This is a genomic window from Tamilnaduibacter salinus (genome assembly GCF_003096655.1).
GTDB lineage: Bacteria > Pseudomonadota > Gammaproteobacteria > Pseudomonadales > Oleiphilaceae > Tamilnaduibacter > Tamilnaduibacter salinus.
Window position 1 is genome coordinate 230,055 of the sequence record NZ_QEKQ01000002.1, and the last position, 13,292, is coordinate 243,346.

The following is a 13,292-nucleotide window of genomic DNA, read 5'->3' on the forward strand; positions in this document are numbered from 1 at the left end:
TCATGGAAGCCTTTGATCTGTCTGTTATATGGGCCGGAATCATCGGTCTCGGCGTCATCATGTATGTCCTGATGGATGGCTTTGACCTGGGCCTGGGCATTCTTTTCCCTTTCGCGCCGGATGAAGGTACCCGGGATGTCATGATGAATTCCGTCGCACCGGTGTGGGATGGCAATGAAACATGGCTGATTCTTGGCGGAGCGGGCCTGCTCGCCGCATTTCCGTTGGTCTATACCATTTTTCTGCCGGCGTTATACCTTGGCGTATTCCTGCTGCTGGCCGGGCTGATTTTCCGAGGCGTCGCATTCGAGTTCCGCTTCAAGGCCAATACATCGAAATATCTCTGGAACTGGGCCTTTGCCGGTGGCTCGATGCTCGCCTCCTTTGCTCAGGGAGCCGTGGTTGGCGCCTACATCCAGGGTTTTGAAACCGAGAACCTGCGCTACGTTGGCGGTGCCCTTGACTGGCTGACACCGTTCACCGTACTGACGGGTCTCGGCCTCATGGCCGGTTACGCGTTGCTGGCCAGCACCTGGCTGATCCTTAAGAGCGAGGGACGCATACAGGACTGGGCCTACCGGATCACCATTCCGCTGCTCGTGACGGTGCTGGTGGTGTTTGCGATCGTGAGCGTCTGGACACCCATGATCGACCCGATGGTCCGCGAGCGCTGGTTCTCGAATCTGTCGGTGATCTGGTTGTTGCCGGCGCTTGGACTGCTGTGCGCCTTCCAGATTGTTCGATCGGTCCGAAACCGCTTCGAAGGCATGCCTTTTGTGGCCACAATGGGGCTGTTCGTGTTCACGTACCTGGGTCTGATTGTCAGTCGGTGGCCCTATGTGGTCCCGCCGGATTACACCCTCTGGGACGCATCATCCGCCTGGCAGTCGCAGCTGTTCCTTCTGATCGGAGTGCTCTTTGTGATTCCGATTGTTCTTGGCTATACCGCTTGGACCTATTGGGTCTTCCGCGGCAAAGTCCGAGAGGGAGAAGGCTATCACTGAAGCCCGCCGTAACAGGCCCGGCCAGGCCCTGCTCCGCCGGCTGTGCGAAGGCAGTCGGGGTCTGGTCCACCTGAGTGTGGTTGCTGGAGCCCTGTCGACGGTCGCTCTGGTAGTGCAGCTTGGGCTGGTTGCCTGGATTGTGGATCAGGTGGTGATGCGCGGCCAGCCGATTGCCCATCAGGGACCGCCTCTTGCGGGTGTCGCGTTGGCCATTGCCATCAGGGCAGTCGCTCAGCTGGCTCGTGACTGGATTGCTGTGCGCGCCAGCGATCGGGTTCGGGACGACGTCCGGCGGGAGCTGCTCAGCCGGTGGGCCACCCTGGGGCCGGTTGCAACCAATGACAGCCCAGCCGCCAGGGCGAGCGCCTGGGATGACCAGGTGGAAGCCCTGCACGGCCATATTGCCCACTATGTGCCACAGAGCCGGCTCAGTGTTCTTTCCCCTCTGCTCATCGTCGGGGTCGTCATGACACTGGATGCCGTTGCAGGCACCTTCCTGCTCTTCGCAGCACCGCTGATTCCGTTGTTTATGGCGCTCGTCGGAATGGGCGCAGAGCGGTACAACCAGCAGCATTTCGAAACCCTTGCCCACCTCTCCGGCCATTTTCTGGATCGGATGCGGGCGATGACGACGCTACAGCTTTTCGGGCATATCGGCGCCACGCGTCGGGACATTGCAAGGCGGACCGACGATTACCGGCGGATTACGATGAAGACGCTGCGCATCGCGTTCCTGTCGTCTGCGGTGCTGGAGTTTTTTGCGGCGGTATCGATCGCCGTCATCGCGATGTACGTGGGGTTCGCCCTGCTGGGCAGTCTCTCGGTCGGCCCGGCGAAGGATCTCACCCTATTTTCAGGCCTGTTTATCCTGTTGCTTGCGCCAGAGTTTTTCCAGCCACTACGCCAACTCGCCCTGCACTATCACGACCGGGCGGCGGCACTGGGAGCAGCAGCTAACCTGGAGCGCCATCTGTCAGTGGCGCTGCCGGTCCCGACGACACCGCCCGAAGCCATTCAACCCGACCGTATTGCGGATGGTATCGAGCTGCGGCGTCTGTCCCTTGGCTTTCCCGGTAAAGCGATGGTGCTTGACGGCGTCGACCTGACAGTTGCCAAGGGCGAGTGCCTGGTCCTGACCGGGGCCTCCGGAGCGGGTAAAAGTAGCCTGCTGCACCTGATCGCTGGATTCCGTCAACCTGATGCTGGCGAGGTCCGAGTGTTTGGGAATCCCCCCGGAACTCAGCCATTTGGCTGGCTTGGCCAGCACCCGTATCTCATGCAGGGCAGTTGGGCGGATAACCTGCGTCTTGTGTGCCCAAAGGCCAGCGACGATGATATTGAGGCCGCTCTCACCCGGGCGGGGCTGGGGGCACTGGTTGCGGAGCGGCCCGCGGGCATCCATTCCCCGCTGTCCGAAACAGGCGTCGGTTTATCGGGTGGCCAGGCCAGACGCCTGGCCCTGGCCCGGACGTTTCTCGCCGATTATCCCCTCGTACTGCTGGATGAGCCGACCGCAGCGCTGGACCGGGAAACCGAGGTACTGGTGCTAGATGCGATCCAACGCCTGATTGATGGCCGCCGGACCATCATCATTGCGAGCCATCACCCGGAAGTGCTGACGCTCGCATCCCGGGTACTGGCGATTGAAGACGGTGAGGTGCGCGATGCGTGAGTTATGGCCCTGGTTACGTACGCTTGATCGTTACCGCTGGCGGCTGGCCGGGGGCGCCGTGCTGCTACTGCTGACGGTGCTGTCCGGCATTGGTCTGCTGGGTCTTTCCGGCTGGTTCCTCACGGCCACTGCTATGGCGGGAGCGGCCGGAACCATGCTGAACATCTATCTGCCAGGTGGCGGAATCCGGTTCTTTGCCCTGAGCCGAACGGTGACACGCTATCTGGAGCGGCTCGCCAACCATGACACGGTGTTGAGGTTACTCGCCGACTTCCGGGTTCGTCTGTTTGACCGGTTTGCCCGCCAGTCCCACGAGCAGCGTAATCAGGAACGAACAATGAACCGGCTCAACCGAATGACCCGGGATCTGGATGCGCTCGACAACCTCTTTCTTCGGCTGATCGCCCCCCTGGGCGTTGCCGTGCTGGCATCTCTGGTGGTGTCTGTTCTGTCGCTGCTGATTGACCGCCGTCTGGCAGTCGAAGTGGGTGTCGTTCTTCTGAGCACCACCGCCGTGGTGTCAGTCGGGTGCGCCCTGCTCAGCCGTCGCCAGGCGCGCCGCGAAAGCACAGGACGTGAGGCCCTTCGTGCCGAGCTTGTTGCCTCGCTTGATGGAATGGCGGAGCTGCAGGCCGCCGGCCTGTTAACCGCCGATCAGGAACGCCTTCTTGAGCAGGACCGACGGATACGACGGGACCAGGCAGGACCGGCCCGGCTAGCCGCATTGGCTCAAAGTCTGGCAACCATTGCCGTGCAGGGGCTGGCCGTTTGGGCGCTTGTTCGGGGACTGGCCGCCGACCAGACAGCCATCGCGGTACTGGTTGCGCTCGGGATTCTCGGGGCGGGTGAGGCGCTGGCCGCCCTCCCACCCGCCTTCTCTCGCTGGGGCGCGACGGTCGCCTCCGCGGCCCGGCTTAACAACACCGAAGCCGAGTCCGCAGAGGGTTTGAGGCCATCCCCACCCGAATGGCCCGGTAACGATGCACTGATTCTCGACAATGTCAGCGTGCGAACGCCGGATGGGCTCTACCGTGTCCGGGATCTGTCCCTCACCGCCCAACCCGGGGAATGGGTTGGTATCGTCGGGCCGTCCGGGTCCGGAAAGTCCACGGTGGCGAGCCTGATCGCAGGCCTCATGCAACCGACAGAAGGACACGTCCTACGGAACGGCCGGATAGTGCCTCCGGTTCATGACGGATACCTGGTGGACCAGGCCGCTCAACTGGCCTGCCTGATGCAGGAAACCGAACTGATCAGCGGCACCGTTCGGGACAACCTCTGCCTGGGTGCTCCCAACGCCACTGACGCGGCGTGCTGGTCAGCACTGGAAACGGCGGAGCTCGCATCGACGGTTCGTCTCTGGCAGGACGGTCTGCAAAGCCGGGTTGGCCCTGCCGGCCGGCAATTATCGGGTGGTGAAGCGCGCCGGCTGGCCCTCGCGCGGACACTGATGCCGGGCTCGCCGTTTGTTCTCCTCGACGAGCCGTTCACCGGGATTGACCGTCCGACGGTTGGGCAGATTCGGGCCAACCTCCGCCGTGCGCTTCAGGGAACGACCGGCATCGCACTGGCGCACGATGAGGCGGCCCTTCCTCCGGTCGACCGGGTGGTTCGACTCTGAGGCGGTTCGTTAGCCGGTCAACGATTCTCCAGCACTTCGAAACGCAGACCGGCATTGTCCTGCAGCCGATCAATCAGCTTCTGCCCCAGATAGGATGACGGCGTCCAGAAACCACCGGGCCGATCCTCGCCGGCATCAAAGGCCAGGCACATGGCGGCTTCGCCCAGCATCTTACCGGTGGAGCCATACCCGGGGTCCCGGTCACCGGTCACCTTGGTGCGGATGACCCGGCCATCACTGGCATGGCCAACGAAACGCAGGTCATAGAAGCCCGATTCCTGTGACTGGCGACTGGGGCCTTCACCCGGTTTGGGAACGACGAACGTCTCCAGTGCCCAACGGGTTGGCGCAATCGCGCTGGCCGCCAGAAATCCCCCGATACCGGCGGCCATGGCCATGCCCTGAAGACGCCCCTTGAGGCCTTTCCCGGTAAGCATGGCCTCGTCGTAGGCGAACTCCTGACCGTAGACCGCATCCTGTATCGCGTTGGATCGATGGACAATCCGGGTATTGATGGCTGCCATGACGAACGGCGCGGTCCAGGCACCGAAATCCGGATCAAACTCGGCCGACTTCACGTTGGGTTGGCGTCGGCTGGACTTGAAACCGGAGGGGCACAGAGAGAACGGGTTGGCCAGTTCCTTTCTGAGAGCCGGATCGCTGGCTGCCTCTTTCGCGACATTCATCAGACTGGCGACCGTGCCGCCGGAAAATTCGCCTTTTGCCGCCCGAACTCGCATCTTGACCGTGGGACAGGCGCTGCCGATCTGCGCCATGGCCTGCTGCTGGAGAAAGTGAACGCCCATATCGGACGGAATGGAATCAAACCCGCAACAATGTACGATGTGGGCACCGCTGGCGCGGGCATCGTCCTCGTAGCGGGCGATCATCTGCCGAATCCACTGGACTTCTCCCGTAAGATCGCAATAGTCCGTGCCCTCCTGGGCACACACGCGAACCAGCGGCTCACCGTAGAGCGCGTACGGGCCGACCGTGGAGACCACGACGCGCGTCCGCTGAACCATGGCGCGCAGTGACGATTCATTGCCGGCATCGGCCACCACCACCGGGAGATCAGCCGCCGCATTGCCCAGTTCCGCCCGGGTCGCTTCCAGTTTGCTCTCGTTCCGCCCGGCAATGGCCCAGCGAAGCGTCCCACCGGTTCCGTACTGCTCCAGCAGGTAACGTGTCAGTATCTGGCCCACGAAACTCGTGGCGCCAAAGACGACGATGTCGTACTCAGGCTGCATCATTCCATTTTCCTTATTGGTGTTGCTGTGGTATCGAAGGTATCCGCATGGTAGCGGGTTACGTCCGTTGAGACGACCGGGCCACCATCACGAGCATGAACAGGGCCACGCCAAGTCCCCAGAAGCCGTTCAGCAACAATCCGCCGGCCCAGGTCTGCGCCGTCACATCGATGCCTTTGAGCGGAAAGACCACGAGCATCGCCACCACAGTCGGCCCGATTGCCCCTGCGATGATCGCCAGGGACCAGTATCCGGCCGTCCCGAGACCGCGGATCAATGCCCAGACCGGAAGGCCCCAAAGACCACCGAAAAACGCCAGTGAGAGGACGGAGGGAACGCCAAGCGGGGGCACGGGCGTCATATTGAATGGCGGAGCGGGGACGACACCGGCCAGGTAAAACGCCGCAAACAGGCCCTGATGGAAAATCAGCGTTGCCAGAAAACCGGCCACAAAGGCTTTGAACCACGTCATGATCGAATGTCTCCCTGGTTGAGTGTGCACGGTGCTACGAACGCAAATGCTCTTTGGACCGGGGTGTCGCCGGATACGGTACGGCCCCGGCAGCTCGGCCAATCGAAAGTGCAGTGATGTCCCCCACACTATGGGCGTTTGGGCGACCACCCTGCAGACAACGACAAAACCGCAGGAGAGGTGACAATAGCATGTTAGTCGGTCTGGTCATTGTATTGCTGGTCCTGATTGCGGTTCAGGCATGGCTGCTCTACGCCGCCCGCCGCCAACGCCAGAATCTGGAAAAAGCGCTGGAAACGGTCGAAAGCCTATCGGACGGCAGCGTCAGTGATGCCGAACCCGAAATGGTCCTGACGTTACGGGTCATTGATCCGATTGGGGTGGCCAAGCGGGAGTCCCGCTCCGCCCGGGTCGTCGCAGATTACCTGCCCGTGCTGGTTCGGAAGCAGGTCTACCAGCAGGTGATCCGCGAAGTCGGTGCTGAGTTGTCCGAGCGTGGTATCGATGCGGACCTGAATATTGAGTACCGGTGAGGTGGGAATGATTACGATGGCACTGGTCCTGACAGTCGTGGCGGTGATTCTCAGCGCGGTAACGGCCCGCTCTTTGATGGTCGGCCGGCACCGTCTGCGGCATCTGGAAGCCCAGTTGGCCGCCGTGCGCAGCCGCATACGAAAGTCCGATCAGGATGCGATTGAGGCGGACAACAAACGGCGTGCCCTGGAGCAGTCTGTGGAAGGGGGTGCGACAGCCGTGGAAGTCATTCACCGGGCGATCTCGGAAACCACCTTCTCGGTCATCGACCGGCTTGCAACCAGTGAACGCATCCGCGCCGGCAGCCAACAGGCCCGGGAGGTTCACGACGAGACCGCGCGTGGCGTCTACCGGACGATCCGGGTGGCCAATAAGCAGATCCACTCACTGGCCGAGGCGCTGCGCAATTCCAGTAACAAAAATGACTGAAGGTGTTGACGGCCCGCCGTTTATCGGTAAAATGCGCGCTGTCCTGATCGAGCGCAACGCGCTCACGAAGGGGCTGAGGCGGCCATTCTTTGGAATGTGATCTGCCCTGCCCCATTCAGGCGTCAAGCGGGAATAGCTCAGTGGTAGAGCATCGCCTTGCCAAGGCGAGGGTCGCGAGTTCGAATCTCGTTTCCCGCTCCAATTTCCAGTTTGTCTCGACTGGAGATGAAGGTGACTTCAGAGACCCCCCAACCTGATCCAGGTTGCACCCGGCGCGGTGGCAGAGTGGTTATGCAGCGGACTGCAACTCCGTGTACGCCGGTTCGATTCCGACCCGCGCCTCCAATTTCTTTCTTCCGGTTTCCTCATCTGACGCCAATGCGTCTGCATGGTTTGCCGACCCACGCCTGAACCACCCGCAGCTCTGACAGGACCCGCCATCCTTAACGTAGCCGATGTCTCCGACTTCGGAGTCGCCCGCCAGGGCGACCGGTTCCGGCTCTCGACGAAGGTGCCTGGGACCGGCTGGTAATCATTGCCTACGCTGCATTTGATGGTCGTCCCTGACGCCAAATGCGACCGCGACATCCCTGTCGCTCCTCCGGCAATGACCACCAGCCGATCCCGATCAGACAACGGAGTAACCGCCGGGCGACGTCTTTTGCAACACCCTCTTGATGTTCGGAGGAGGCGTCAGGCTCCCTGGAAACAATAGGTTGAAGAGCATCGCTCGGCGGCCTGAAGGCCGCTCCGAACATCAATACTCGGCCACCCTCGCGGGATGGCTGCCCTACTCCTGCTCTTTCGCGGGAAACAGCTCAGGCCATGCCGCATTGATATACAACACCATCGACCAGAGCGTCAGGCCGGCAGCGAGGTATAGCAGCGTCAGGCCGACCCAGGCACCGGGCTGACCGACCGGGAACGCCAGCAGCAGGATGATGGCCACCATTTGTGCAGTGGTCTTGATCTTGCCGATATACGACACGGCGACACTGGCCCGCTTACCCATCTCCGCCATCCACTCCCTGAGGGCGGAGATGACGATTTCCCGGCCGATAATGACCGTCGCGGGTATGGTCATCAGAAAACTGTGATGCGCTTCAATCAGAACGGTCAAGGCGACAGCGACCATGACCTTGTCGGCAACCGGGTCCAGAAAGGCACCAAATGGCGTGCTCTGATCCAGGCGACGGGCCAGATACCCGTCCAGCCAGTCCGTCGCGCTGGCGATTGCAAAAATGGCAGCACTGGCACTAAAGCGCCACTCGAACGGTAGATAGAAGATGATCACGAAAGCCGGAATCATGACGATCCGGGACAGTGTCAGTATGTTCGGTAGATTCATCATCCGTTACTCATTGTGCAGCGCCGCGTAAATGGTGTCGGCCATGGCCCGGCTGATGCCTTTCACCTTGGCGATTTCTTCCACGCCCGCTTTGCGAATTTCCTGAAGTCCGCCAAAGTAGCGGATCAGCTCCCGGCGCCGCTTGGCTCCAACGCCTTCAATGCCTTCCAGTGTGGACTGACGGCGCTTTTTGTCACGCCGCGCCCGGTGACCACTGACCGCAAAACGGTGCGATTCGTCCCGAATGTGCTGAATCAGGTGCAGTGCCGGGGAGTCGGAGGGTACCCGGAATACGTCTCCTGTCAACGCATCAATCAGCTGCTCCATGCCGGCTTTACGGGTGACCCCTTTGGCGACACCAATCAGTGTTATGTCGCTGACACCCAACTCCTCAAACACTTCGCGGGCGACGTTGAGCTGCCCTTTGCCCCCATCGATGAACACCAGGTCCGGGCGCTTGCCCTCGCCATCACGAACGCGTCGATAACGGCGGGTCAGTACCTGGCGCATGGCGCCATAATCGTCACCAGCCGTTTCACCTTCAATGTTGTATAGCCGATAGTCGCTTTTCAGGGGGCCATTGTCGTCAAACACGACGCAGGACGCGACTGTGTTCTCACCATGGCTGTGGCTGATGTCGAAACACTCCATGCGGGCTGGCGTATCAGATAATTCCAGCAAATCCCGTAACGCCAGAAGACGGCGATAGACGGTTTCTTTGCTGGCCAGATGCGTCTGCAGCGTCTGCCAGGCATTGGTCCCGGCCAGCTCCAACCAGCGCCGGCGCTCACCCCGAACACGATGGCGGACAAGGACCTCCCGCCCTGCCGCCTCAGTCAGCGCCGACGAAAGAATGTCCTGTTCGGCCACTTCGAACGGGACCAGGACCTCTTTGGGGTATTCCCGCTGGGTGTCACTACCAAAATAGAACTGTCCGAGAAACGCCCCAATCAGTTCTTTCTCGGACTGCTCCAGTGAGAACGTCGGGAAATAATCCCGGGTGCCCAGTACACGTCCGCCCCGGACAATGATCACGACAATGCAGACGATACCGCCTTCCTGGGCCAGCGCCACCACATCCGCGTCCCCGCCGGAAGCGCCTTCGATCGACTGCTGTTCCTGAACATGCCGCAAGTCATTGATCTGGTCCCGGTAAGCCGCCGCCTTCTCAAATTCCAGGTTCGCGCTCGCCTGCTCCATTCGACTCATCAGGTCGTCGATGATCGCCGGATTGCGTCCCTCCAGGAACATGGTGGCGTGGCGAATGTCTTCCCGGTATTGGTCTTCGGAGATAAACCCCACGCACGGCGCGGTACAGCGGTTGATCTGATACTGGAGGCACGGGCGGCTTCGGTTGTTGAAATAACTGTCAGAACAATTGCGTATGCGGAAAATTTTCTGCAATACATTAAGGCTTTCGCGGACCGCTCCGGAACTGGGAAACGGACCAAACCAGGTCCCTTTGGCGCGCCGCGTCCGGCCACGACGAAACGTCAGAGATGGGTACGATGGGTGCCCGGAAAGATAAATGTAAGGGTAGGATTTGTCGTCGCGGAGGAGGATGTTATACGGGGGGCGCAACGATTTGATCAGGTTCTGCTCAAGCAGCAACGCCTCGGTCTCGCTCCCGGTGACCGTCACTTCGACATTGGCGATCCGGGAGACCAGCGCCATGGTTTTCGCGGACTGGCCACTACTCCTGAAATAGCTCCCAACGCGGTTTTTCAGATTCCGGGCTTTGCCGACATACAGTACGTCGCCCCCAGCGTCGATCATCCGGTAGACACCGGGACGCTGCGTGAGCTGTTTCAGGAAAGATTGGCTGTCGAATTCCGGGGGGTGATCAGGCTTTGTCGGCATCAAGCAGTCCGAGTCTCACGGCCATAAGGGCCAGCTCTACATCGCTGGATATGTCCAGTTTTTCGAAGATCCGGTAGCGGTAACTATTGACCGTTTTGGGGCTCAGGCACAGTTTATCGGAAATGTCCTGAACTTTCTGGCAATCGACCACCATGAGGGCGATCTGAAGCTCGCGTTCCGACAGTCGGTCAAAAACGGTCTGATCGTCGTCGTCCTGGCCGTCGCTGAGCTGCTTCAGAGCCATTTTCTGGGCGATTTCCGGGCTGATGTAGCGCTGGCCGGTGTGCGCCATCCGAATGGCCCGCTCCATCTCACGCAGATCACCGTTCTTGGTGATGTAGGCCGTTGCGCCCGCCTGCATGACACGCGTGGGATAAGGATCATCGGCAAAGGCCGTAACCACGATCACCTTGATCTCGTCGTCAATCCGAAGGATGCGCCGGGTGGCCTCCAACCCGCCAATGCCGGGCATGCGGATATCCATCAGCACAATGTCCGGCGGATCTCGCCGGGCTATGTCGATGGCATCTTCTCCTGAAGCCGCTTCACCAATCACGTCGATGTCCGTGTCATCCGCCAGCATTCGTGTGATGCCCGAGCGCACGAGCTCATGGTCATCCACTACGAGTACCCTGATCAAAACGCACCTCTCTGCCTATGTCGTCCATCTCGGCACGGGAAACCGGCATGGCCTGCCACGTGTTGAGTGGCAGTCCGTGGCCCCCTGGCTTTCCTGTCGCCGCCGGTGAACCTACATAGTCATGGATTTTACCCGGATATACGACTACGTGATACCCGAAAGGTCTTCTCGCGCAAGCCGAGCGGCCTGCCACACGCCAAGTCCCGGAAACAGAAGCGGATTGGCGTTGACAGAGCAAGTGATTCCGGTATCATTCGCTCCGTTGTCGCAACGGCAACACGCCCTCAAGGGCTCAGCGGTGGGCTGGCAGAGTGGCTGAATGCAGCGGTCTTGAAAACCGCCGAGGGTTAGTAGCCCTCCCGGGGTTCGAATCCCTGGCCCACCGCCATTTTTCCCTTTCTTTCAGTGTCTTACCGACCAAAAACGACCTCGGCCCACATCGTGGCCCACATCCCTGAATCGCTTGTGAACGGTCCTGTATCCAAGGGCCCAAACGTCTGATTTCACGAGGTACAAGCGATGAGCCTATATCAACGCATGGAGCAAGCTGCCAATTTTCGCAGTGACCGTGATGTTCTTGGCGGATACGTCATTTTCTACGGAGAAGAAGTAGCCGGTTGGGCTGCTGATCTGGCCAGACCCGAGGCGTGGGCGCCTGGTTGTATTGCGGTTGATGACTCGGGAGGTGAGTGGGAGACCGTCGGCGGTGACGAATATAATGGCGCTGCGAACTGGGTAAAGACCGAGCAACAGCCTTATAGCGAGGTGGTGTCGCACGAAAGATCAATCCTGACAGAATTCGCCCGCGACCCGATGACGAACGAGCTCAGCTTCAAGCCGGAAAAGGCAGAGATTGAAGAGCGGCTTCCGTTTGTTGATGTCGTCCCGGACTCGGGCAAGCTTTCACGCTGGGCAGTCCCTGCGACCGGCGGTTATTTTGGAGGGGCCGCGACCGGACGGCACCTGGCGAAGATCTACCTGAAACACCTGCAGGAGTTCGGTTTTCCGACTGGCGGCATGCTTCAGAACATCGCGCTGGACATGCTCGACAGTGAAGAGCTTTCGGGACAGGGGGCTGCCACCAGGGCACGCTCCGGCCAAGTGACTGGTTTCTTCTCAGAGCTTGAACGCCTGATACAGACCGCACTGGATGCCGGCGTGGAACCCGCCAGCTTCGGGAGCTCAGAACAGATGCTCTGGCGCGCCAATGCTGGCATCAATTTCGACGAGGAAGCCTATTTGAACTTTGTTGAAGATAGGAAGGCTCGCTCATGATTGTTGACGCTGACAAATACACGGGCGTTATGTATTACGTGGCCCGCGACACGGATAGGGCTGGCGGCATTCCTGTGTCACCGTTCTTCAGCCTGCCGTTTGAGGCGAAGCTCTGGATGTACCTGTGGGGAGATCCAGAGAAATACTGTGTGGCCCGTCAGCAATTTCTGTAAGCATACAAAGCCCGGCATCAGCCGGGCTTTTACGATGCCGCCGTAAAACCAGCCCCTACCCATCCTGGTCTTCCAAGTATCCCCGAAGACTGTCTTCCAGGACCTCATCGATTCGCGCGATCTCGTTCTGAGACTTCACGCACTCCCGTTTGATGGCCTCGACCATCTGGTTATCGAGTTCCGGGAACCGCCGTTTGATGTTGAGCGGCAGGCTGTCGAGAATCCCGGACGCTCCGCCAGCCACGCGGCTGAGGACCTGGGTGATGATCTCAATAGGGACCGTTCGACCCCGGGCCAGCTCGTTCTTGATTTCTTGCCCTTCTGCCTGGGCCCGAGTCAGGCGAAGCCGCTCGTCTTCGATGTTCCCGGTACCGACGGTTTCGCTCATGTTCGACAGCCGGTTATCCAGAACGGACTGGACGTCGTAGAACACCTGCTTGCCGATCCGGGCGACCGGCGTCACCTCCCACCTGGCGAAGGCAGAAACGGTGATTCCGAGGCTTCTTGCCATCTGCTGCTGGTTCAGCCAGTGCTTTTCAGGTTTCTCAATCATAGTACAACCCGCTTATAAAATTTTCGTATGAAGCGAAATTCCGCGCTCAGCGACACCCATGGGGGCCTACCTGCCAGAAAGGACCCGTTAGGCGCTGCCGGCGCCGTGTACTTGCACGCGCTCTTCTAGGTGGTTAACCAGCACATCTTTCTCATCCTCACTGAGCTCTTCCTGCCAGCGAAGAAGTAGAATCATTGATTGAGCTGACATGTACATTCGATGTTGAACATTGATGTCGCTGGTTTCATTGAAGATCTTCAGGGCATGCCCCAGGGGGTGGTGGCGATAATGCTCGAACAGCTCAGCCTTCGTCATTTCTATGTCCTCTCACGTGATGGGGGGAGGTAGGTCGAGAAAGCGGCAGTTTTTTTCGGATGGTCTGCCAACATCGGCCCGCGCTGGTACGGTCACGAACCGCAAAGCCTTTTTCTGGTGTCTCTGCCATCACCATTGGAGAAGCC

Annotated in this window: 14 protein-coding genes and 3 tRNA genes; 10 read left to right on the forward strand and 7 right to left on the reverse strand. The window is 60.1% G+C overall.

The annotated features are described in order from the left end of the window. Positions 1 to 2 precede the first annotated feature (2 nt). Genes cydB through cydC form a run of 3 tightly spaced genes read left to right on the forward strand, consistent with a single transcriptional unit; the run spans position 3 to position 4,297 of the window. Positions 3 to 1,004 (forward strand): cytochrome d ubiquinol oxidase subunit II, encoded by a 1,002-nt coding sequence (cydB, locus tag C8D92_RS03655; RefSeq protein WP_116918424.1) that lies wholly within the window; start codon positions 3 to 5, stop codon positions 1,002 to 1,004. Beyond that, positions 937 to 2,676, forward strand: coding sequence for a thiol reductant ABC exporter subunit CydD (cydD, locus tag C8D92_RS03660; protein ID WP_423837064.1), 1,740 nt, complete (start codon positions 937 to 939; stop codon positions 2,674 to 2,676). Before cydB ends, cydD begins: the two co-directional genes overlap by 68 nt. Continuing rightward, positions 2,669 to 4,297 (forward strand): thiol reductant ABC exporter subunit CydC, encoded by a 1,629-nt coding sequence (gene cydC, locus C8D92_RS03665; RefSeq protein WP_116918425.1) that lies wholly within the window; start codon positions 2,669 to 2,671, stop codon positions 4,295 to 4,297. The genes cydD and cydC overlap by 8 nt, the downstream gene beginning before the upstream one ends. A 17-nt stretch (positions 4,298 to 4,314) precedes the next feature. Here cydC and C8D92_RS03670 read toward each other — a convergent pair whose 3' ends face one another. Both C8D92_RS03670 and C8D92_RS03675 read right to left on the reverse strand, forming a co-directional pair. After that, a complete protein-coding gene (locus tag C8D92_RS03670) occupies positions 4,315 to 5,550 on the reverse strand; it encodes a saccharopine dehydrogenase family protein (protein ID WP_116918426.1) in 1,236 nt (411 codons plus the stop codon). A gap of 55 nt (positions 5,551 to 5,605) precedes the next feature. Beyond that, positions 5,606 to 6,019, reverse strand: coding sequence for a hypothetical protein (locus C8D92_RS03675; RefSeq protein WP_116918427.1), 414 nt, complete (start codon positions 6,017 to 6,019; stop codon positions 5,606 to 5,608). Between the two features lie 191 nt (positions 6,020 to 6,210). Between C8D92_RS03675 and C8D92_RS03680 the strand changes: the two genes are divergently transcribed. The 4 genes from C8D92_RS03680 to C8D92_RS03695 all read left to right on the forward strand — a co-directional run bounded on the left by C8D92_RS03680 (position 6,211) and on the right by C8D92_RS03695 (position 7,327). Further along, positions 6,211 to 6,552: a hypothetical protein gene (locus tag C8D92_RS03680; protein WP_116918428.1), complete on the forward strand. Its 342-nt coding sequence runs from the start codon at positions 6,211 to 6,213 to the stop codon at positions 6,550 to 6,552. Between the two features lie 7 nt (positions 6,553 to 6,559). Beyond that, a complete protein-coding gene (locus C8D92_RS03685; protein ID WP_095610561.1) occupies positions 6,560 to 6,982 on the forward strand; it encodes a hypothetical protein in 423 nt (140 codons plus the stop codon). 126 nt (positions 6,983 to 7,108) lie between these two features. Continuing rightward, positions 7,109 to 7,183, forward strand: a tRNA-Gly gene (locus tag C8D92_RS03690). 70 nt (positions 7,184 to 7,253) lie between these two features. Beyond that, positions 7,254 to 7,327 (forward strand) — tRNA-Cys (locus C8D92_RS03695). 445 nt (positions 7,328 to 7,772) lie between these two features. Here the strand turns inward: C8D92_RS03695 and pgsA are convergent. The 3 genes from pgsA to uvrY are packed head-to-tail and all read right to left on the reverse strand — an operon-like array spanning position 7,773 to position 10,830. Continuing rightward, positions 7,773 to 8,330 carry a CDP-diacylglycerol--glycerol-3-phosphate 3-phosphatidyltransferase gene (gene pgsA, locus C8D92_RS03700; RefSeq protein ID WP_095610601.1) on the reverse strand — a complete coding sequence of 186 codons (558 nt, stop codon included), beginning with the start codon at positions 8,328 to 8,330 and terminating at the stop codon, positions 7,773 to 7,775. A 6-nt stretch (positions 8,331 to 8,336) separates the two neighbouring features. Beyond that, complete coding sequence (gene uvrC, locus C8D92_RS03705) at positions 8,337 to 10,190, reverse strand: excinuclease ABC subunit UvrC (RefSeq protein ID WP_116918429.1); 1,854 nt, start codon at positions 10,188 to 10,190, stop codon at positions 8,337 to 8,339. Continuing rightward, positions 10,174 to 10,830, reverse strand: a complete 657-nt coding sequence (gene uvrY / locus C8D92_RS03710; protein ID WP_095610559.1) for a UvrY/SirA/GacA family response regulator transcription factor — start codon at positions 10,828 to 10,830, stop codon at positions 10,174 to 10,176. The genes uvrC and uvrY overlap by 17 nt, the downstream gene beginning before the upstream one ends. A gap of 297 nt (positions 10,831 to 11,127) precedes the next feature. On the opposite strand from uvrY, the gene C8D92_RS03715 reads away from it, so the two are divergent. The 3 genes from C8D92_RS03715 (at position 11,128) to C8D92_RS15640 (ending at position 12,278) form a co-directional block, all read left to right on the forward strand. After that, positions 11,128 to 11,218, forward strand: a tRNA-Ser gene (locus C8D92_RS03715). A 149-nt stretch (positions 11,219 to 11,367) separates the two neighbouring features. After that, positions 11,368 to 12,105 carry a hypothetical protein gene (locus tag C8D92_RS15750; protein WP_207775109.1) on the forward strand — a complete coding sequence of 246 codons (738 nt, stop codon included), beginning with the start codon at positions 11,368 to 11,370 and terminating at the stop codon, positions 12,103 to 12,105. Then, positions 12,102 to 12,278, forward strand: a complete 177-nt coding sequence (locus tag C8D92_RS15640) for a hypothetical protein (RefSeq protein ID WP_158222380.1) — start codon at positions 12,102 to 12,104, stop codon at positions 12,276 to 12,278. The genes C8D92_RS15750 and C8D92_RS15640 overlap by 4 nt, the downstream gene beginning before the upstream one ends. 55 nt (positions 12,279 to 12,333) lie before the next feature. Here the strand turns inward: C8D92_RS15640 and C8D92_RS03725 are convergent, their stop codons facing one another. Together C8D92_RS03725 and C8D92_RS03730 are read right to left on the reverse strand one after the other, a co-directional pair. After that, on the reverse strand, positions 12,334 to 12,831 hold the full coding sequence (locus C8D92_RS03725) for a terminase small subunit (protein WP_095611736.1): 498 nt from the start codon (positions 12,829 to 12,831) through the stop codon (positions 12,334 to 12,336). A gap of 87 nt (positions 12,832 to 12,918) precedes the next feature. After that, positions 12,919 to 13,146, reverse strand: coding sequence for a hypothetical protein (locus tag C8D92_RS03730; RefSeq protein WP_116918430.1), 228 nt, complete (start codon positions 13,144 to 13,146; stop codon positions 12,919 to 12,921). Between the last annotated feature and the right edge of the window lie 146 nt (positions 13,147 to 13,292).